The organism is Chromohalobacter moromii (genome assembly GCF_023091865.1).
GTDB lineage: Bacteria > Pseudomonadota > Gammaproteobacteria > Pseudomonadales > Halomonadaceae > Chromohalobacter > Chromohalobacter moromii.
Window position 1 is genome coordinate 519,750 of record NZ_JAHXDI010000004.1, and the last position, 20,095, is coordinate 539,844.

The 20,095-nt window shown below is 59.7% G+C and carries 16 protein-coding genes; 9 read left to right on the plus strand and 7 right to left on the minus strand.

Translation table 11 applies throughout. From position 1 onward, the window contains the following. Positions 1-147 precede the first annotated feature (147 nt). From KZO83_RS15435 to gorA, 4 genes are all read right to left on the minus strand, one after another. Positions 148-543 carry an ectoine synthase gene (locus KZO83_RS15435; RefSeq protein WP_040241151.1) on the minus strand — a complete coding sequence of 132 codons (396 nt, stop codon included), beginning with the start codon at positions 541-543 and terminating at the stop codon, positions 148-150. A 114-nt stretch (positions 544-657) separates the two neighbouring features. After that, positions 658-1,929, minus strand: a complete 1,272-nt coding sequence (gene ectB, locus KZO83_RS15440; protein ID WP_040241149.1) for a diaminobutyrate--2-oxoglutarate transaminase — start codon at positions 1,927-1,929, stop codon at positions 658-660. Between the two features lie 20 nt (positions 1,930-1,949). Then, on the minus strand, positions 1,950-2,528 hold the full coding sequence (ectA, locus tag KZO83_RS15445) for a diaminobutyrate acetyltransferase (RefSeq protein ID WP_040241148.1): 579 nt from the start codon (positions 2,526-2,528) through the stop codon (positions 1,950-1,952). 284 nt (positions 2,529-2,812) lie between these two features. Then, on the minus strand, positions 2,813-4,177 hold the full coding sequence (gene gorA, locus KZO83_RS15450) for a glutathione-disulfide reductase (RefSeq protein ID WP_082021266.1): 1,365 nt from the start codon (positions 4,175-4,177) through the stop codon (positions 2,813-2,815). A gap of 129 nt (positions 4,178-4,306) precedes the next feature. Between gorA and can the strand changes: the two genes are divergently transcribed. The 8 genes from can (at position 4,307) to KZO83_RS15490 (ending at position 13,009) form a co-directional block, all read left to right on the plus strand. Then, positions 4,307-4,945 carry a carbonate dehydratase gene (gene can / locus KZO83_RS15455; protein ID WP_178998668.1) on the plus strand — a complete coding sequence of 213 codons (639 nt, stop codon included), beginning with the start codon at positions 4,307-4,309 and terminating at the stop codon, positions 4,943-4,945. 148 nt (positions 4,946-5,093) lie between these two features. After that, positions 5,094-6,680 carry an ABC transporter substrate-binding protein gene (locus tag KZO83_RS15460; RefSeq protein ID WP_247621389.1) on the plus strand — a complete coding sequence of 529 codons (1,587 nt, stop codon included), beginning with the start codon at positions 5,094-5,096 and terminating at the stop codon, positions 6,678-6,680. 121 nt (positions 6,681-6,801) lie between these two features. Next, on the plus strand, positions 6,802-7,851 hold the full coding sequence (locus tag KZO83_RS15465) for an ABC transporter permease (RefSeq protein WP_178998666.1): 1,050 nt from the start codon (positions 6,802-6,804) through the stop codon (positions 7,849-7,851). Beyond that, positions 7,848-8,789, plus strand: a complete 942-nt coding sequence (locus KZO83_RS15470) for an ABC transporter permease (RefSeq protein WP_178998665.1) — start codon at positions 7,848-7,850, stop codon at positions 8,787-8,789. Before KZO83_RS15465 ends, KZO83_RS15470 begins: the two co-directional genes overlap by 4 nt. A 5-nt stretch (positions 8,790-8,794) precedes the next feature. After that, a complete protein-coding gene (locus KZO83_RS15475) occupies positions 8,795-9,796 on the plus strand; it encodes an ABC transporter ATP-binding protein (RefSeq protein ID WP_178998664.1) in 1,002 nt (333 codons plus the stop codon). Next, positions 9,793-10,857: an ABC transporter ATP-binding protein gene (locus tag KZO83_RS15480; RefSeq protein WP_246921917.1), complete on the plus strand. Its 1,065-nt coding sequence runs from the start codon at positions 9,793-9,795 to the stop codon at positions 10,855-10,857. Before KZO83_RS15475 ends, KZO83_RS15480 begins: the two co-directional genes overlap by 4 nt. 121 nt (positions 10,858-10,978) lie before the next feature. Then, a complete protein-coding gene (locus tag KZO83_RS15485) occupies positions 10,979-11,896 on the plus strand; it encodes a LysR family transcriptional regulator (RefSeq protein WP_247621390.1) in 918 nt (305 codons plus the stop codon). Between the two features lie 84 nt (positions 11,897-11,980). Then, positions 11,981-13,009, plus strand: coding sequence for a hydrolase (locus KZO83_RS15490; protein ID WP_178998661.1), 1,029 nt, complete (start codon positions 11,981-11,983; stop codon positions 13,007-13,009). A 24-nt stretch (positions 13,010-13,033) separates the two neighbouring features. Here the strand turns inward: KZO83_RS15490 and msrA are convergent, their stop codons facing one another. Continuing rightward, the gene (gene msrA, locus KZO83_RS15495) at positions 13,034-13,669 is read right to left on the minus strand and encodes a peptide-methionine (S)-S-oxide reductase MsrA (RefSeq protein WP_178998660.1); all 636 of its coding nucleotides are present in this window, start codon (positions 13,667-13,669) and stop codon (positions 13,034-13,036) included. Positions 13,670-13,683: 14 nt separating this feature from the next. Between msrA and KZO83_RS15500 the strand changes: the two genes are divergently transcribed. Beyond that, positions 13,684-14,163: a YchJ family protein gene (locus KZO83_RS15500; RefSeq protein WP_178998826.1), complete on the plus strand. Its 480-nt coding sequence runs from the start codon at positions 13,684-13,686 to the stop codon at positions 14,161-14,163. Here the strand turns inward: KZO83_RS15500 and tamB are convergent. Next, positions 14,132-18,172: an autotransporter assembly complex protein TamB gene (gene tamB, locus KZO83_RS15505; RefSeq protein ID WP_247621391.1), complete on the minus strand. Its 4,041-nt coding sequence runs from the start codon at positions 18,170-18,172 to the stop codon at positions 14,132-14,134. The two genes, KZO83_RS15500 and tamB, sit on opposite strands and share 32 nt — an antisense overlap. Then, complete coding sequence (tamA, locus tag KZO83_RS15510; RefSeq protein ID WP_247621392.1) at positions 18,136-19,962, minus strand: autotransporter assembly complex protein TamA; 1,827 nt, start codon at positions 19,960-19,962, stop codon at positions 18,136-18,138. The genes tamB and tamA overlap by 37 nt, the downstream gene beginning before the upstream one ends. Between the last annotated feature and the right edge of the window lie 133 nt (positions 19,963-20,095).

A 20,095-nucleotide genomic window follows, 5' to 3' on the forward strand; every position in this document is an offset into this window, starting at 1 on the left:
GCAATACGGAGACAAGCACCATCGTTATCCATTGGCTATCCATCATGGTGTCGAGCGACATCTTCGCCAGTTGCATCGCTAAACTCATACAAAAGAAAACGCTGCCTGGTCCGGCAGCGTTTTTGCGGTCGTGCTAGCCGCTAGCGCTTATTCATCGAGCGGTGCGTACGAGCCGTCTTCACGGTGAACTTCACGCCCGGTCAACGCAGGATTGAAAACGCATGCCACGGTCATGCCTTTTTCTTTGCCGCGTAGCAAATGCTCATCGTGCTGATCGAGCAGATACATATCGCCGGCCTTGATGGGATGAATCTTGCCGTCGGCCAGCGTTTCGACTTCACCTTCACCTTCGTAGCAAAATACGGCTTCGAAGTGATGCTTGTAATGAATGTGGGTCTCAGTGCCCGGATGGATACGGGTAATGTTGAACGAGAAGCCAACGTTGTCGTCGGCCAGCACCAGGCGCGTGCTATCCCAGTTCCCGTTTTCGGCTTCAACGAAGCGCTCGGTCTTGCGGCACTCTTCTAGGTTACGAACGATCATGTAGCGCAATCCTCCATGGGGCTCAATAAAGGGCCCGCGGTCTCGCGGGCCACATCCGAAGTCCACTGTAATGCATGTGACGATAATAACTTAGTGGACTAACGAAAAGCACGTTCAGGCTTGACTAAAGACTTCCTTGACGCTTCGTTCAAGAATATCCAGACCTTCATTGAGGTCTTCGTCGGAGATACTCAGCGGGCACAGGCATTTGACGACCTGCCCGGAGTGTCCCGACGTCTCGATGATCAGGCCGTTCTTGAAGGCCTGAGCGGTGATCTTGTCGGCCATATCGCCGTCGACGACATCCAGGCCACGCATCAGGCCACGGCCACGCTCGCTAGCTTTATGCCCTTGCTCGGTCATGAAGGTGGCGATCTTCTGAAAGCGCTCTTCAACGACACCGCCTTTGCGTTGCACATCACGCTCGAAGGTATCGTCGCTCCAGAAGTGGCGCATGGCGGCGGCCGCCGTCACGAGCGCAAGGCTGAAGCCACGGAACGTGCCGTTGTATTGGCCAGGCTTCCAGATATCCAGTTCTGGACGCATCAGCACGTGAGCGAACGGTAGTCCGTAGCCTGATAGCGATTTGGAGTTGGTAACGATATCTGGGTGGATGTCGGCATGCTCGAAGCTGAAGAACTTGCCGGTACGACCGCAACCCGCCTGGATGTCATCGACGATCAGCAGGATGTCATGGGCGCGGCAGATTTTCTCAAGGCGTTGTAGCCACGGAATGCTGGCCGGATTGATGCCGCCCTCGCCCTGCACCGTTTCGACGATCACGGCGGCGGGAATATCGAGACCGCTGGAGTTGTCGCCCAGCAGCTTTTCGAAATAGCCCAGAGTGTCGGTATCTTCGCCCATGTAGCCATCGAAGGGCATGAAGCTTCCGCCCTGCATCGGGATGCCGCCGGTGGCTTCACGGAACTTACGATTACCGGTGGTGGCCAGCGCTCCCATGGTGACCCCATGGAAACCATTGGTGAAGGCGACGATGTTATGACGCCCTTTGGCATTGCGCGCTATGCGGATGGCGGCTTCCACGGCATTGGTACCCGTCGGCCCCGGCAATTGAACCTTGTAGTTCAGTCCGCGCGGCTTGAGGATTACCTCTTCCAGGGTTTCCAGATATTCACGTTTGGCCTTGCTCCACATATCGAGGCCATGAACGATGCCGTCGGACGCGATGTAATCCACCAGCGCCTGCTTGATGTGGGGATTGTTGTGCCCGTAGTTCAGCGTACCGGCGCCCGCGAGAAAGTCGATGTACTGCTTACCGTCTTCAGAGTGCAGACGGGCACCCTTGGCTTCGGTGAAAACGGTAGGAAACGAACGCGAATAGGTCCGAACTTCAGATTCCATACGTTCGAGAATCTCGGTCTGCATAGATTGCCTCTTTAAGCGGATCAAATTCGTTGCGGCTCGAACGGGCCGATTCGGACGAGATTCTCCGGATCGTGCTCGCCACCCAGCTGCCCCGTAGAGAAATACTCACGGCTATTCAAGGGTGCCTGCCAACGGTCGGCAAGACGCTTGAACAGCCCCCACGATGCCTCATTATCGGGTGTGATGGTAGTTTCGAGATGACGGACACCGCTCATCCCGGAGCGCATCAGTACGGCTTCGACGAGACGCCGTGCCAAACCCGTTCCGCGGGCTTTATCACCCACGGCCACTTGCCACAGGAAATAGGTATCCGGTGCATTGCGCTTCACGTAACCGGAGACGAAACCGACGATCTCCCCTTCTTCGTCCGTGGCGACGGCACAGGTATCGCGAAACTGCGTCGCGAGTAATAGATAGGCGTATCCCGAGTTGACATCCAAGGGGGGGCACGCCTTGACGAGCTCGTAGATTCCCCACCCATCGTCGGTCGTGGGCTTACGGATGAAAAGAGTCTTCTGTGCACTGCCAATCACGGTATCGGCGACGCTAGGACGCGCCAGATCGGCGGAAGGCGTGAAGTTCTCGGTCGTGGGTGTCATATCCATTTTTCGCTAATGGCGAATGTGTTCGCAATAATAACAGCGGCTTATGCATTGATCAAATAAGCCATTATCGTCATGTCGCTATCACATAAACACACATTATAGTCTGAAATGCGCATATGGAATGCGCCGCTAACCTGAGCTTATGTAACCACGACTGCTCTCAGTTTAGTCAATCATGAGTCGTATGCATGCATTGAGTAGCGATGCCTCGCGGTCGGGTATCAACGCAAACGGGCCACCGAGGTGGCCCGTTTGCTAATCGAAACTTCATCACATCGCTAGCGACGTGACAAGGAGCGCATTGTGACGAACTCCTCAGCACTAGTGGGATGTATACCCACCGTGGCATCAAAGTCGGTCTTGGTCAGGCGTGCACGCACAGCGATGGCGATCCCCTGTATGAGTTCGCCGGCATCGTCGCCCACCATGTGAGCGCCGACCACACGATCGGTTGCGTCATCAACGACCAGCTTCATCAGGCAACGTTCCTGGCTACCCGAGAGCGTGTGCTTCATGGGGCGGAAGTCAGCGCGATAGATGCGCACTCCAGCTTCGCACTGCTCACGCGCTTCTTCTTCGCTCAGGCCAACGGTGCCGATATTGGGGTGACAAAACACGGCTGTGGCGATGTCTTGGTAATCCAAGGGCCCCGGCGTTGCGTCCCCGTAATGGTGCTGAACGAGGTGCATGGCTTCGGCAAGCGCCACGGGCGTGAGCTCGGGGCCACCGGTCACGTCGCCCAGCGCCAGGATCGACGGTTCTGAGGTCTGATAACGCTCGTCAACCTTGATCGTGCCATTGGGATTGAGTTCGATGTCCAGCGCGTCGAGTCCCAGTCCGGTGAGGTTCGGGCGGCGTCCGGTGGCCGCCAGCACGACGTCTACTTCCAGTGTTTCGCCGTTGGTCAGGCTCACGCGGTAGGCATCGCCGACCGGCTCGATACGCTCGATGGTGGTTTCGAAATGCAGGTTGACGCCCTTCTTCTGCATCTCGTCGCGGGTGAACTCACGTACTTCACGGTCGAAGCCGCGCAGGAACAGCTCGCCGCGGTAGACCAAGTGCGCGTCGCTACCGAGTCCATTGAAGATGCTGGCGAACTCGACCGCGATATAACCGCCGCCGAGTACCAGGAAGCGCTCGGGAAAGGTGTCCAGATCGAAGACGCGATTGGAGTCCACGGCATATTCCGCACCCTCGATATCGGGAACCCAGGGCCAGCCGCCGGTCGCTACCAGGATCTTTTCGGCGGCGATCGTCTCGCCGTTGATCTCGACGCTATGAGGCCCGGTGATACGGGCGCGGCCATTGAGTAGCATGACGTCGGCACCTTCGAGCAAGCGCCCGTAGATGCCGTTGAGGCGTTTGATTTCCTCGATCTTGTTGTCACGCAGCGTGGCCCAGTCAAAGCGTGGTGCCTCGGGCAGCGTCCAACCGAAGCCGGCACTATCCTCGAAGGCATCATGGAAATGCGCCGCATAGGAATAAAGCTTCTTGGGCACACACCCGACATTCACACAGGTGCCACCTAGATAGCGGTCCTCGGCAATGGCGACGCGCGCCCCTGTAGCAGCCGCCGTGCGTGCGGCGCGTACTCCACCAGAGCCCGCGCCGATGACAAATAGGTCGTAATCGTACTGAGCCACGTCGATCTCCTGACTTTTCGATGATGCAGATGATAACAGCCCGACGAACGTGCAGGGAGGGGCTAGATTGACGCTTGGTAGCACAGGAGGTAAAAGTTGCTTGGATACCCCCTGCATGAAGAGATTTACATGAGCGATATCAAGAAGCTGTTGGAACAGAACCGCCAGTGGGCCGCCAGCGTACGGGAGCGTGACCCGGACTTCTTCGAGCGCTTGTCGCATCAGCAGAATCCCGACTATCTGTGGATCGGGTGCTCGGATAGCCGCGTGCCGGCGAACCAGATCATCGATTTGCCACCGGGCGAGGTTTTCGTACATCGCAACGTGGCCAATCTGCTGTATCACAACGACATGAATGCGCTATCGGTGGTGCAATTCGCGGTCGATGTGCTGCAGGTCGAACACATCATGGTGGTTGGCCACTATGGTTGCGGTGGCGTGCGGGCCGCAATCGCCGATGGCGATAATGGCATGATCGATTACTGGCTGCACAGCGTTCGCGAGATTTACAGCATCAATCGTGAGGCGCTGGAGCCCTTGTCGCTCGACGAGAAGGTCGATCGAATGTGCGAACTCAACGTACGGGCACAAGTCGCCAACCTGTGTCGTACCAAGGTCGTGCAGCGTGCTTGGCAGCGAGGACAAAAACTATCGGTGCATGGGTGGGTCTACGGTTTGTCCGACGGCTGTGTGACCGATCTTGAGTGCACGGTATCGCAGCTCGACGAAGCCTCGCACATTCATCGCCTCGATCGCATCGAGCGCTGATATCGGCCACGCGCTGGAAGCGACCAGGACGCTGTTATTCATCTGACGAATGGCGACCATCAAGATTTCGATTGTCGTCTTCACACAAAGCTCTTTATGTTGAAGCTGACGATTCTCGTCGCATAACAATACACAATAGGGCTTCAACATGATCGATAAGAAGACTCTCCTGGCCTCGTTGCTCGGCGCTTCCGTCGTGCTTCCACTGCCTGCGCTGGCGCAAGACTCGGCCAGCGATAGCGATCCCGTGACATTACGCATGGCGTATGATGCCGACCCGGTGTCGTTGGACATCCATGAACAGCTCTCCGGCGGCATCCTGCAGCTTTCGCATCTGACGCACGACCCCCTCGTACGCTGGACGAAAGACGTCAAGTTCGAGCCGCGCCTGGCGGCGGACTGGGAACGCATCGACGACAAGACGATGCGCTTCACGCTGCGTGACGGCGTCAAGTTCCATACTGGTAACGACTTTACTGCCAAGGACGTGGTCTGGACCATCAACCGTCTGAAGCGTAGCGCCGACTTCAAGGCGATCTTCGATCCCATCGCTTCGGCAACCGCCATCGACGAGCACACCGTCGAAATAAAGACGCATAAGCCCTACCCGCTCGTTCTCAACCTCGCGACCTATATCTTCCCCATGGATAGCGAGTACTACTCTGGCGAGACGGAAGACGGCGATCCCAAGGATGAAATCGTCAAGAATGGCGATTCCTTCGCATCACGGCACTCGTCGGGTACTGGCCCCTACGAGGTCGTGTCCCGCCAGCAAGGTGTCAAAGTCGAGTTCGAACGCTTTGATGACTACTGGGACAAAGACTCCCCGGGCAATGTCGACCGTCTCGTGCTGACGCCGATCGGCGAGAACGCCACGCGTGTATCGGCATTGCTGTCCGGTGATGTCGATTTCATAGCGCCCGTACCGCCCAATGATCTGGACCGTGTCAGAGCCGACAAGAATGTTGAGCTGACCACCATGTCGGGCACCCGCATCATCCTCATGCAGCTCAACCAGAAGCGTGTGGAAGCGTTCGAGGATCCACGTGTCCGCAAGGCCTTCAACTACGCAGTGAATCAGCAGGCCATCGCCGACCGGTTGATGAAAGGCTTTGCGACCCCCGCGGCGCAACTCTCTCCCAAGGGCTACGACGGTTACAACGACAGCCTGGAACCGCGCTACGACGTTGAGAAAGCCAAGGAACTAATGAAAGAAGCCGGCTACGAAGATGGCTTCTCGGTCTCCATGATGGCGCCCAACAACCGCTATGTGAACGACGCCAAGATCGCCCAAGCGGTGGCCACGATGTTGTCGCGCATCAATGTCGACGTGGACCTCAAGACGCTACCCAAAGCTCAGTATTGGGGAGAGTTCGACGACCGCGCCGCGGATATCATGATGATCGGCTGGCACGCCGATACAGAGGATTCCGCCAACTTGTTCCAGTATCTCACCGAGTGCCCGGACCTCGAGACGGGAGCCGGCCAGTACAACGCGGCTAACTACTGTAACCCAGAGCTCGACGAGAAAGTGGCGCAGGCGAATGTCGAGACGGACCGCGCCAAGCGTGCCGAGATGTTGCAGGCGGTCGAGAAGGCGCTGTATGACGACGCCGCCTTCATGCCGTTGCATTGGCAGGATCTCGCTTGGGCGGCGAAGAAAAACGTCAAGCTCGAGCCCGTGGTGAACGTCATGAACTTCCCGTACCTCGGGGATCTCGTCGTCGAGCAATAAGAGCGCGACCATGCAATGCCGCCATCGGGCGGCATTGCTCTATTCCCATCCACGATGTTTCTCCGGCCCAGCCTACTCAGGGCATGGGACGGAGATGCCCGTTTAACAGGACACGCCATCCATGATCGCTTTTCTGATCAAGCGACTGATGCATGCCTTCGTGGTCATGTTCGTCATCAGCGTTATCAGTTTCGCCATCCAGAGCAATCTGGGCGATCCCATCCAGCAGATGGTGGGACAGTCCGTGCCGGAGAGCCAGCGGGCCGAACTGCGAGAAGAGCTGGGGCTCAACGACTCCTTCCTCGTGCAGTACGGTCGCTTCGCGACCAATGCCCTGCAAGGCGATTTCGGTTACTCGTACTTTTTCAACGAGCCGACGACAGAGGTCATCCAGCGCCATTTACCGGCGACGCTGGAACTGGTGATTGCCGCGACACTGATCATCGTGGTGTTTTCGGTGCCTATCGGAGTCTACTGTGCGATACGCCCACGATCGGCCCTGTCACGCTTTTTCATGAGCGTCTCCATCATCGGTATTTCGATCCCCGTTTTCCTAACGGCCATCATGTTGATTCAACTCTTCGCGATCGGCGTCGACTTCTCGCCCTTTCCGGTGGATACGGGATGGGGACAGTGGCTCAACGGTGTATTGTCCACTGAGGGCGGAATGCCGTCATACGGTCGCGGCAACGACTTGACGCACCTCTTCGGTACCTGGGATAGCAACTTCTTCTCCCTCGATGGCCTGACGTACCTGGTGCTGCCCGCCGTTTCGTTGGCGTCGATCATGCTGCCGCTTTTCATTCGTCTGATACGTGCCGAAATGCTCGAGGTCTTGCAGTCGGAATACGTCAAGTTCGCCACGGCCAAAGGGATCTCGCTCAAGCGCATCTACTTCGTGCATGCACTCAAAAACACCATGCTGCCGGTCATTACCGTCGGTGGCGTTCAGCTCGGCACTATGGTGGCCTACACCATCCTAACCGAGACCGTCTTCCAGTGGCCGGGCATGGGGCTCATGTTCCTCGAAGCCATCCAGCGCTCGGATATCCCGCTCATCGTAACCTACTTGATGATCGTCGGTTTGATCTTCGTGGTCACCAACACGCTGGTTGATCTGATCTACGGGCTGGTCAATCCGACAGTGAAACTGACAGGGAAGCCGGCATGACGACAACGACTGCAACAACGCCTTCCCGCTGGAAGCGTTTCCGTAATTCTTATCTGGTCTACAGCTTCAAGCGTGATTGGATCGCGCAATTCTGCCTGGCCATTTTCCTATGCATTCTCTTGGGGGCGGTTTGCGCGCCGTGGCTCGCACCGATGAACCCCTACGATCTCACCCAGATCAATATCCTTAACTCCGAGCTTCCTCCCATATGGATCGACGGCGCTGATGCCCTCTTCCCTTTGGGCACCGATGCCCAGGGGCGTGACCTGCTGTCGACGATTCTTTATGGCGCGCGCGTCTCGCTGATCATCGGCTTCGGTGCAGTGATGCTCCAGGCGCTGATCGGCGTTACTGTGGGGCTGTTGGCCGGTTACTTGGGTGGCCGGATCGATGCGTTTCTGATGCGTCTGGCGGACATTCAGCTGTCGTTCTCGACATTGATGGTCGCCATCATCGTCGGGGCGTTGATCAAGGCTGTGTTCGGTGGTGCCGTATATAGCGACTACGCCGTCTGGCTGCTGGTGTTGATCATCGGGCTTGCCGAATGGCCGCAATACGCCCGCACGGTGCGTGCTTCGGTGCTGGCCGAGCGTTCCAAGGAATACGTGGATGCCGCTCGCGTCATGGGGTATCGCGACCGCCGGATCATGTTCCGCCATATTCTGCCTAACACGCTTTCGCCGATCTTCGTCATCTCGACCGTGCAGATCGCCAACGCCATCATCTCCGAGGCCGCCCTTTCCTTCCTCGGCCTAGGCATGCCGGAAACTCAGCCTTCTCTGGGCTCATTGATCAAGTCCGGCTTTGATTATCTGCAGTCCGGGTCCTGGTGGATCACACTGATCCCCGGCGCAGTCCTCGTGGTGCTGGTGCTGGTAGTCAACTTGCTTGGCGACTGGTTGCGCGACGTCATGAATCCTCGGCTCTACAAGGGGTAACGCACATGGCTTTACTCGAAGTTTCCAATCTCGATGTGCGCTTTGCCCTGCGCCAAGGTGAGGTGCGCGCCCTGCGCGACGTTAGCTTCACGCTGGATCGCGGCGAGCGTCTGGGCATTGTCGGTGAGTCCGGTGCGGGCAAATCGGTGGCCGCGTTCACATTGCTCAACCTTATCGCCAAGCCGGGGTATATCGCCGGTGGCAGCATTCGTTTCGAAGGTAACGATCTGGCGCGAATGTCGGCACGCGAGCTGCGTCGCGTACGCGGCAATCGCATCTCGATGATCTTTCAGGATCCGATGATGACGCTCAACCCCGTGCTTTCCATTGGCGAGCAGATGGTCGAGAGTCTGAAGGCGCATCGACGTATCTCGACACGTGAAGCGCGCGCCATCGCCCTGCACAAGCTCAAGCAGGTTTATATCCCATCGCCGGAAACGCGTCTGGATCAGTATCCTCACGAACTCTCAGGGGGCATGCGCCAGCGTATCATCATCGCGATCGCACTCCTGCTGGACCCGGATATCATCGTCGCCGACGAGCCAACCACGGCGTTGGATGTGACGATTCAAGCCGAGATCATGACGCTCCTGCGCGAGCTGTGTGAGAAGCACAATGTGGGACTGGTGTTGATCACTCATGACTTGGGCGTGGTCAGCCAGATGACTCAGCGTACGTTGGTCATGTACGCCGGACGCGTCATCGAGCAGGGACCGACGCGCGAAATCATCAACGATGCCCAGCATCCCTATACGCAGGGGTTGCTCAATGCCCTGCCCCAGATGACCACGCCCGGTAGTCGGCTCAACCAAATTCCTGGCTCGATGCCATCACTTGCCAATACGCCGAGCGGTTGCGCATTTCATCCACGTTGCCAATATCGTTACGACGCTTCGGGGCAGCCGCGCCGCGATTGCCTCGAAGAGGTCCCCGAGTTCGTTACCTCGGGCAATTGCGACGTCGCGTGCCACATGGTGCGTGACATGCTCGCCAAGGAGGCCTCATGAACGCCGTTGCCGCCCAAGCATCACCCGTGACTGCGTCACAGAACCACGCCGAGGCTGAGTCCCTGCTGGAGATTCGCGGGATGTACAAGCATTTCCCGTTGGCCGACGGATTCCTCGAACAGTTGCACTTCGAAAAAGGTCGTCTGGTGCGGCGCAATGAACAAGTGCATGCCATCAACGGCGTGGACCTCTCCGTTCGCCGGGGCGAGGCTTTGTGCGTGGTCGGGGAGTCCGGCTGTGGCAAATCCACCGTGGCGCGCCTGGTCATGGGGTTGCTGTCTCCCAGCGCGGGGGAAATTAGGTATGACGGCCAGCGCATCGATAATATGCGTGGTAAACGGCTACTGCCTTATCGTCAGCGCATGCAGATGATCTTTCAGAATCCGTATGCCTCGCTTAACCCACGCATGACGATCCAACAGACGCTGGAAGAACCATTGCGTTTTCATCACCCGGACTGGACGACACCGCAGGTCCAGGACAAGGTGGACGACGTGATGGCGTCGGTGGGCATCGATCCGGAATGGGGCAAGCGCTTCGGGCACGAGTTTTCCGGCGGTCAACGCCAACGGATCGCAATTGCCCGGGCGTTGGCCGTCGACCCCGAGTTCATCGTCGCCGACGAACCGATCTCGGCGCTCGATGTGTCGATCCAGGCCCAGGTGCTCAACCTGCTGATGGACGCACAGGCCGAACGCCACCTGACGTATCTCTTCATTACCCATGACTTGGCCGTGGTCGAGCATTTTGGGACGCGGGTGGCGGTCATGTATCTGGGGACGGTGTGTGAACTAGCCGATACGCGCTCACTGTTCGCGAGGCCTAAGCATCCCTATACGCAAGCGCTGCTCTCGGCGATTCCCCGCCTCGAAGACGACCGCCCCGAGCATGTACGCCTTTCCGGCGAAGTCCCCACGCCGGTTCACCTTCCCTCGGGCTGTGTCTTTCATGGTCGATGTCCGCATGCCATGGAGCGCTGCCGCCAGGAAGTACCGCAGCTCATCGTCACCGACGACGGTAACCAGGTGGCGTGTCATGCGGTCGAGGAAGGCCGTATCTGAGCGTATCGTGGAGCAACATACTTGCAGCGCCCCGTCCATCTGTACGTGACGGGGCGTTGCCATGCGACGCTGCACGCTTCGGCTGGCGTGCGGCGTTAACGATGATGGATGGCGTCTGAAAATGGAAATTCGCTGGCTCGAAGACTTCATCGTGCTGGCCAGGGAACGCCATTTTTCCCGGGCCGCCGATGCCCAGAACGTGACCCAACCGACCTTCTCGCGGCGTATCAAGCTGCTCGAGGAGGAAATGGGAACTACCTTGATCAACCGCCAAACGTTGCCGTTGAGTCTGACGCCGGCTGGCGAGGAGTTTCTAGCGCTTTGCGAGCAGATCACCGAGCGCGTGCGATTGACGCGTGACCGTTTACAGTCGATTGCCACCGACGAGGCCAGGCGCATCCTACTGGCCGCGCCACAGAGTTTGGTGTCGAATTTTTTGCCAGGCTGGCTCGAACAGCATGCTCTTACACCGGCGATATCGCCCTATTTGCGTGCTACGAGCTGGCTGATCGGCGATTATCTACATGGACTGGAACGCAGCGAATGTGATTTAGCGCTATTGTACTGGCCACGCGGGCGGATAGCCCTCGATCTGGAAATGAGCGAGCTTAAATACCTAAGCCTAGGCGAAGAGCGGCTCGTTCCGGTCAGCGCCCCCGATGCCGAGGGGCGCTCACGCTTCTCGTTACCGGGGACGCGCCGCCAGCCTCAACCGCTGATCGCCTTTCATCCACGAGGGTTGATGGCGGCCGCGCTCGAGGCGCATCTCGGCCGCCAGCCGGATGCCGTCTACCTGAATACGCTCAATGAAAGTGTGCAGGCCACCAATATTCGCGAGCTGGTGGTACAAGGCTACGGGCTTGGATGGCTGCCGCAGCGCAGTGTCACCACCCCGATGGCCAATGGCGAACTGGTGCGCGCTGGCGATGAGCGTTGGGATGTCCCGCTGGATCTGCGCTTGTACGCGCGCAAGGATTCACGTCACCCCGGTTTGCCCGGTTTATGGCAACAACTCGAGGCAACGTACGGCAATGCCTGATGAGTACCTGCCAAGCAAGCGCAAAACGTTAGGCATTGTCTGAAAAGTGCCTAAGCTACAGATAGATTCGCAAGAGCCGCACCGATGTCACGCACGCTGTTTTCCGCCGATTTTTGCGCGCCAAGAGGCTTGGGTAATCGCCATGTGCAGACCCTGTTGCCTCGCTTTCTCCCGTTACCCTCGCTGGCGCGAGAAACGGAAATCATTAACCTACCCGATGGCGACTTCGTCGAGCTTGCCTGGGCCCTGCCGGCCCCCACGCGAGCGGACGCGCCGGTGTTCGTACTGTTTCATGGCTTAGAAGGCTCATTCGACTCCCCGTATGCACGCGAGTTGATGCGTGCGGCGAGTGAGATGGGCTGGCGGGCGGTACTGATGCACTTTCGTGGCTGTGGTCAGGCGCCTAATCGGCTGGCCCGGGCCTATCACTCGGGCGATACGGCGGATGCCTATTGGGTCATTGGGCAGTTGGCGCTACGTTATCCACGCGCCATCAAGGTGGCGGCCGGTGTGTCGTTGGGAGGCAACATGCTTGTCAAGTTAGTCGCCGAGCAAGGCGGTGACGGCCTCGATCTCGCCGGGGCCATTGCCATCAGTGCGCCACTCGATCTGGCGGCCAGCGCCGATGCGCTCAACCGCGGTTTTTCTCGTGTCTATCAGCGTCATCTGCTCCACGCTCTCAAACGCAAGGTCACCACCAAGTTGGCGGCCGGCCCCCTCCCGATCACACTCAGCGCGCGACAGCTCGAGGGCCTGGAGACGTTCTGGGCATACGACAACGCGGTCACAGCTCCCTTGCATGGTTTTCAGTCGGCCAGTGACTATTATCAGCGCGCGTCCGCCGGTCGGCTGTTGGGTGACATAGAATTGCCGACCCTGCTCCTACACGCCGCGGATGATCCCTTCATGCCCGCCGATCTGTTCTCCCGGCTGCCGGCCCCGGCCGATGCCGTGCGACTAGAAATCGCCCGCCAGGGTGGGCATGTCGGCTTCGTTGAGTCACGCCAGGGCCGACTCGGCTCCTGGTTGGCACGGCGTGTTGCGTGGCAATTGGAATGCTGGGCCGCGCATCTGGCCCCGCATCACTCGCTGGCGGCGGGGCCCAACGGTTAATGACCCAGCAAGAAATCTAGTGCTTCACGTCACCGGACAGGCCACTCCCGTGCCCTTGAGGCCGCAATATCCCGCCGGATTTTTGGCCAAATACTGCTGGTGATACTCTTCCGCATAGTAGAAGGCTTCGAGCGGTGCCACTTCCGTCGTAACGTGGCCACGGTCCTGCTGGCGCAGGGCCTGGTCGTATTCTTGCCAGCTCTTGTCGACCAGTGGGCGCTGTAGCTCATCCGTGGTGTAGATGACGCTCCGATACTGGCTGCCGATGTCGTTGCCTTGCCGCATGCCTTGCGTCGGGTCGTGCGCCTCCCAGAAAGCACGCAGCAATTCGGGCAGCCCGATTTCGGTAGGATCGAACACGACGTGGACCACCTCGGCGTGTCCGGTATGCCCAGTACACGTTTCCTCGTAGGTCGGGTTGGGCGTATAGCCGCCAGCGTACCCCACGGCTGTTACGTAAACACCTGGCATTTCCCAGAACAGACGCTCTGCACCCCAGAAACAGCCAAGCCCTAGCACGATTTCCTCATGCCCTTCTGGGAATGGCGACAACATCGAGCGGCCGTTGACATAATGAGTGCCGCTGATACGTATGGGCGTATCACGCCCCTCGAGTGCCGTTTCCGGCGTGGGAAGCTCGAGCGATTCTTGTGGCCACATAGGGAAAATCTCGCATGACGATGAGTAAAAAAGCGTTCGACGCCTGCCCCTGCGGGCAGCCGCGGCGCTTCGATGAATGCTGCGCGCCCATTCATGAGGATCCGCGCCGCGCGCGGACACCCGAGGCGCTGATGCGAGCACGCTATAGCGCTTTCGCGCGCGATGCGTACGACGCGTTGATCGCTACCTGGGATCCCGCCACATGCCCTACCCGCGACTCACTGGCCACGAACATAGCACGCTGGCTTAGGTTGATCGTCCATGACAGTACCCAACAAGGCGAGACAGGCACGGTGACGTTCAGTGCCGATTTCATCGACACCGATGGCTTTCAGCGCCTTACCGAAACCAGCCGCTTTCGGTTCGCCAATCATGCCGATCAGTGGTTCTATGTCGACGGCGACGCTCAGTGGCGTCGCCTCGACATCGGCCGCAATGCCGCGTGTCCTTGCGGCAGTGGCCTCAAGGCGAAGCGCTGCTGCGCCCGAGGCTGAAGGTATAGATCAAATCGATTGCCTGAGCTGCGCCGGATACCGCTTCCAGGTACAGGTTCTGAATCAGACGATAGCGCAGCGTCAGCTCGGCGATGGGGGAGAAAATGCCAACGCCGTAGCCAACTTTCAAGTCATCGAAGACATAGCCGCTGACGACGACCTGACTATCCTCGCCCGAGCCCGAGGTGTCGAGACTTAAATCGTCGACCCCGAATGCCTGGCCGAGCTGGCCCACGGCGCGGCCGCTCTGAGATAGTGAGAGCCCGATCAGCGCTGAGGTCAGCGCCCCATCGCCGCCATCGTCTCCCGGTGCCCGGCCTCTAAGTAGATAGGAAAGGGCCCGGCTTTCCGACATCGCAGGTTCCGAGAAGATGCTCAGCTGCGGGTTCTCCGCACGGCCTGTGACACGTAACCCAGCAGTCACGTCATCCTCGATGGTGTCGGGATTGCGAATCGCCTCGAACTGCAGACGCGGCTGGGACGCTGGCCCGCTGAACAGAATCTGTCCTTGGCGAATGATCAAGTCCTGTCCGAATGCGGTATAACTGCCGTCGACCAAGTTGACATCCCCGAACAGCTGCACGGGGCCACTACCCTGCCGTACTTCGAGTTGGCCTTCTAACTGTGACTCGAGGCCATAGGCTTCGAGGCTCATGTCGGGGCCGAGATGCAGCATGACGCTGATATCAAGTGCCATACCGGCGTCTGAGAGCGCCTGGGCCGTGGCTTCGCCCTGCTCGCCTGAGGCCGCAGCTTTTTGCTGGGCGGCGTCCTCCTCACGCGTGATGATGACCTCGTCGCTGCTAGGTGCCACCGCGGAAGGCGGAATCTTGCCCACCTCCAGGCGCGCCCAAGGCACATTGACATCGCCGCGTACTTGCAAGCGGTCTGGATTGGCATTGACACGTAGGTCCGGGGCGACACGTAAACGCCCGAAGTTTGGCAGGCTCACCTCCAGCGGATCGTCTTGCCCCTCGATGCCTAGACGTGCTTGCCAAGCAGAGGGATCCTGCCAGTCGGCTTCGCCATCCAGGTTGAGCTGGCCTTTCTCACCGGCCACGAACCCGTCGATGTCAGCGCGTTGTCCAGCGAAGTCGATGCCCAGACGGGCATCGCGTATCGCGATGGGAAGAACTGCACCACGCGCTTTTACACCTTCGGCCGTCAGCTCGCCATCGAGATCGGGCTGGCGTAACGTCCCCGCGAAGGTGACATCGCCGGCAAGTGCCCCTTCTAGCTCGGACAAGCCTTCGACGAGGGCACGATACGGGGCGAAGGCGATGTCATCGACTTGCAGGCGCCCTTCCAATGCGGCTTCACCCAGCGGATCGTCGATGCCCAGCGTCAGGGCCAATTTCCCGGTATCGCCCTGATCGAGTGTCAGTCGTGTATCGGCGCGAGATGGCGTGGCATCGAACGTCACTGCAAGACGGCTGTCGGGCAGTTTCCAGGGATTGCCACGCGCATCTTCTCCGGTGACGTCCAGTTGGCTATCGATTTGCCCCTCGGCATGCCACTGTTGGCCTGCTTGTTGCCAGCTCAGATTGGCCTCGCCCTGGGTCTTGCCGTCCACGTGCCAGCCTGATGGTAGTTTGTCGGCAAGCAGGTCCATGGGAATGTCGCGCAAGGCCAGTGATGCGTCGCCGGTATCGGCGGCGAGCCGAGCCCGATCGACGAGACACGCCTCGCCGCCCTGCTGGCGAACCAGGCAGAACGGCGCAAGTGTCACACGTTGAGTGGCGACATCGGCATCGAATTCCAGTGCGTCATCGAGCGCGATATTGCCGTATTCGGTCGCCAACTCGAGAGGCGCCAGCGATCCACGATAGCGCTGCGCGTTTGCGTCGTACTGGCCGTCGAGCGTAAGACTCACCCGTGAGAGCGGTAGGCCGCTGCCCAGCCGAGCATCGAGCTCCAGCGTGTGCTGCGAGAGACGCCCTGCTAGCGCGGCGCTCAGCGCGTCGACACGTTGGCCACCGGCCTCGAGTCCTTCGATAGACACGCCGGCATTCACACGCGGGTCGTCGATCCCTTCGCTCTGCGCCTTCAGCGACAGGGACTGGAGCTGTTGCGTCTGATAGCGCAGCGCCTCGCCGGTCATGTCGAGGTCGAGACGTGGTGATTTGAGGGAGCCCTGGGCGTTGAGATCGCCCTGCAAAGCGCCACCGAGCCCGGGCCAAAGCGTAGAGAGTCGCGGCGCCTCGATACGACTGCGCAGGTCCAAACGTTGCCCGATGTTGCCTTCCGCGGTGATGAGGTTATCGCCTTGACGAAGGTCGAGCTGGTCGATCGCCCATTGCATCTGGCTATTGCCACTGAGTTTGGCGTTCAAGCTTAGGGGTCTGTCTTGCAAGGTGCCGTCGATGGCCAACTGCGGTACGCGCAGTCGCCAGCCTTGAGGCTGCATGTCGAAGCCGACGCGTGCCTTGCCGTTGAGCGTCCCGTCGACGGCCTCGGTGAAGGCGCCCACGGGCAGCTTGTCGAATTGGAGGTCGCTTTCCACCGATAGCGCCGAGGTCCAGTTCACGTGGCCACGACCGCTCAAGGTGCCGCCTTCGGCCTGGAGCGTGAGCGGTGACCAGGCGAAGTGCGACGCATCACCACGGCCATCGAGCGTCAACCGGCTTTCGGGAAGGCCGTCCCCGCGCGCCGTCAAGTCGAGTGCGACACGATAATCTTCCAGGGAGCCATCGGCGTCGAGATGGAGGGTGTCGAGCCGATAGGCTGGCTTGCCTGCGCCCACGTGCTGCGATGCCGATACTGCGGCGGCATCCAGGCGGCTCTGCACAGCGAGCTCAGGCGCGGTGAGCGTGCCCGCCAGCGGCCAGGTGATGTCGTTGGCATCGAGCGATAAGGAGAATGGCAAGGTCGGCGCCAGTGCATCGACCGTACCTTTCAGCGTAGCCGTGACGGGGCCACTGGCGTCGAGGTCGAGCGCCAGATCGGCCAGGGAGCCATCCAACGTCAACTCGGCCCGCTGACCGGCCAACGGAGCACGCGCGATATGCGCTTCCAAGTTGCCATGGAGGGGGTAGTCGCCGCTCAGAGTCGTCTGCAGGGCCAGTTCCGCCTCACCGTCATCGCTGCGCACGTGCAGCCGATGAATGGCGACATCGCTACCTTCGGTGGAAAGCGACAGCGTGGCTTGCATCAGATGGTAGGACGTTGCACCACGCAACTGGAAGTCGTCGATCACTAGACTCGGAGCGCGAATATCGAGAGGCAAGTCGATCTCGGGCAAGGCCAAGCGTTGTTGTTCGGCGTCGGTATCGGATGTCCTGCTACCCACCGCAGACGCATCATTGACCGCAGATGCTTTATCGGTTGCGGAGGCCTCGGCAGAGCTCCCCGCCGCCTGTGAGGCTGCATCGATAGCACCTGCCGGAATGGCCGGCGATGCCATCCCTTGGGTTAGACGCTGCCCTTCGCTCATCGGCAGGTAGAGTTGTGTCCCCTCCAGGCGGGTGGGCAGTAATGTGAGGTCGTTGCCGGAGATGCGCGCGCCGGTGGTGAAATCATCCCATTGCAACTGCGTGCCATCGGCCAACTCGACGCGTACGTCCTCGAGCCCGAGGGCGCGTATCTCGATGGGAAACGGAAACCAGAGCGCGGGCATGCCCCCGCCTGACGCTGCATCAGGCTGAGCATCGTCGTTAGCATCACCGGACGCCACGACGATGTGCGCACCCTCGACTTGCAGCCCCTGAAGACAGAGCTTGCCGTCCAGCAGACAATCGTCGGCCCAGCTCAGATGCAAGCGCTCGACATCGAGGGTGAGAGAGCCGATATCGAGATGCAGGCCGCGTAGCGTCAGCGTGTCCAGCGGCGCGCCTTCTACTGTCTCGACCTCGTACCAGCCGCGTGACTGGCCTTGGTCCGCCAACCACGCGGTCCCCCAGGGTGACAAGGCCACCCCGAGCAACAACAACACCAGTCCCAAGAGCCACAGCGGTACGTAAATCAGTGCACGGATCAAAATTCCGGTCCGATGGCGAAGTGCAGACGCCACGCGTCCTCCTCATTGTCGAAAGGATGGGCGATATCGAAACGTACGGGGCCCACGGGTGAAATCCATCGCACACCGATACCGGCACCGGTCTTGAGTTCCTCGGGCCACCATTCATCGAAGGCATTGCCGGTGTCGATGAACGTTGCGCCCCACCAGTTGCCGGTAACCCGCCGCTGATACTCGGCGCTGGCGGTCAGCATGTGCTGGCCACCGAGCAGCTCGCCGTCGTCGTTTTCCGGAGACAGGCTCTCGTAGCCGTAGCCGCGCACGCTTTGATCGCCCCCGGCGAAGAAACGCAGTGACGGAGGAATTTTATCGAAGGTGTCGGTCGCCATTGCGCCACCGCCCACGCGGCCGACGAATCGGTTGTCCTGCCCCAGCGAGCGAATCCATTGTGAGTCGAATGTAGTGCGAAAGAAGCGCGCGTCCGACCCCCACGCGGGATCGGAGACCTCCAACGCCAGCCGTTGCCGATCCCCCCACATGGGGAAATTGGGTTGCCGCGTGCGAGTACGGGTCCAACTGATGCCTGGATAAAGCAGCAAGACTTGTTCGTCCTGATCCGCCTGGGTGAAATCCTCGTATGTGGTACGAAAATAGAGTTCTTGGACCCAGTCGTTGTCGAATTTCCAGCGCCGTGCCAGCTCGACCGAACTCTCTAGGCTCTGCGTGTCCTCGTTGTCGAGTTTACGTAGACCATAGCCAAGGCGGTAGCTATCGCGCAGTGGGTTGGCCAGTGGCATCAGATACTCACCGTCGAAGCGCTGCTCTGGCCCCGAGAGGTACAAGGCATTCGAGAGGCTGTGGCCACGATCATTGAGCCAGGGCATGTCCCAACTGAATTGAATGCGTGGCCCCACATCGGTGGCATAGCCGATCCCGGTTTCGAACTGATGGCGGTCGGCGGGAATGACAGTGACGTCGACCGGCACGTCGGTGCTCTGAAGGCCATGAAGTTGGCGCACGGCGGCAAGCCCCGGACCACTCGCCAAAGGGGGCCTACGCCCGGTGGCTTCTTGCCACCACTGACCGCTATTCGCGCCACGCCCGCTGCTATCGATGCGTGGGCGTACGGCGATGCCGCGAAACCAGTCGGTTTCGCCCAGACGTTGGTTGTACTCGGCCAGTTGTCCGGCCAGATAAGGATCGCCGTCTTCAAACGGCAGCATGCGGCGCAGGCGGGCCTCTTCGATCTGGCTTCCCGAAAAACGAATGTTGCCGAAATGATAACGCGGCCCGCTATCCATCCTCAGGAAAATACGGGCACTGGCCTCCCAGGGGCGCACTTCCATCCGTCGTTGAGTAAAGCCGGCATCGAAATAGCCACGTTCGAGCGCCAATGTGGAAAAGCGGCTCTTAGCGCTTTCGTAACGGTCATGGCGTAATGCATCGCCTTCCTTGAGCGCCACCTGATCGAGTGCGCGCTGAAAGGCGCTATCCTCGTGGGCCTCGCCATCGATACCCATGTCGAGCTGAGTGATGTGTGTCTGAGGCCCAGGGTCGATGGTGATAACGGCGTCGGCATCGAACGTGCCGTCGGGATACGCCGTCTCGATCTGAGGTGAGTAATAGCCGAAGGCTCGCAACGCCCGTTGGGTTCGATCGCGGACCTCGCTGTCCAGACGTTCCTCGCTGATGTCCTGGGTATCGACCGCGCGCAGAAAAGTGACGACATTGTCGGCGGCAGGGCCTTCAAGCCCCTCAACGGACGCGTCTAGAGCGTGAGCACTGGACGTAACGACACTCAATGCCGCTCCCCACAGGATGCGCCGTGTCATGGAATGGCGCATCGACGTCAGCCTCCCCTGCGTTGCGGATCGACAACGTCCACCAGTGAAGGGGCGATAAACCCCGGGCGTTGATCTCGGCTGATTTCCAATGACTCAATCCTTGTCGTGAGATCGCGTGATTAGTCGACAGCGA

Coding starts and splice junctions, on each gene's coding strand:
- KZO83_RS15435 (WP_040241151.1), bottom strand. CDS start 543: ATGATCGTTCGTAACCTAGAAGAGTGCCGCAAGACCGAGCGCTTCGTT.
- ectB (WP_040241149.1), bottom strand. CDS start 1,929: ATGCAGACCGAGATTCTCGAACGTATGGAATCTGAAGTTCGGACCTAT.
- ectA (WP_040241148.1), bottom strand. CDS start 2,528: ATGACACCCACGACCGAGAACTTCACGCCTTCCGCCGATCTGGCGCGT.
- can (WP_178998668.1), top strand. CDS start 4,307: ATGAGCGATATCAAGAAGCTGTTGGAACAGAACCGCCAGTGGGCCGCC.
- KZO83_RS15460 (WP_247621389.1), top strand. CDS start 5,094: ATGATCGATAAGAAGACTCTCCTGGCCTCGTTGCTCGGCGCTTCCGTC.
- KZO83_RS15465 (WP_178998666.1), top strand. CDS start 6,802: ATGATCGCTTTTCTGATCAAGCGACTGATGCATGCCTTCGTGGTCATG.
- KZO83_RS15470 (WP_178998665.1), top strand. CDS start 7,848: ATGACGACAACGACTGCAACAACGCCTTCCCGCTGGAAGCGTTTCCGT.
- KZO83_RS15475 (WP_178998664.1), top strand. CDS start 8,795: ATGGCTTTACTCGAAGTTTCCAATCTCGATGTGCGCTTTGCCCTGCGC.
- KZO83_RS15480 (WP_246921917.1), top strand. CDS start 9,793: ATGAACGCCGTTGCCGCCCAAGCATCACCCGTGACTGCGTCACAGAAC.
- KZO83_RS15485 (WP_247621390.1), top strand. CDS start 10,979: ATGGAAATTCGCTGGCTCGAAGACTTCATCGTGCTGGCCAGGGAACGC.
- KZO83_RS15490 (WP_178998661.1), top strand. CDS start 11,981: ATGTCACGCACGCTGTTTTCCGCCGATTTTTGCGCGCCAAGAGGCTTG.
- msrA (WP_178998660.1), bottom strand. CDS start 13,669: ATGTGGCCACAAGAATCGCTCGAGCTTCCCACGCCGGAAACGGCACTC.
- KZO83_RS15500 (WP_178998826.1), top strand. CDS start 13,684: ATGACGATGAGTAAAAAAGCGTTCGACGCCTGCCCCTGCGGGCAGCCG.
- tamA (WP_247621392.1), bottom strand. CDS start 19,962: ATGCGCCATTCCATGACACGGCGCATCCTGTGGGGAGCGGCATTGAGT.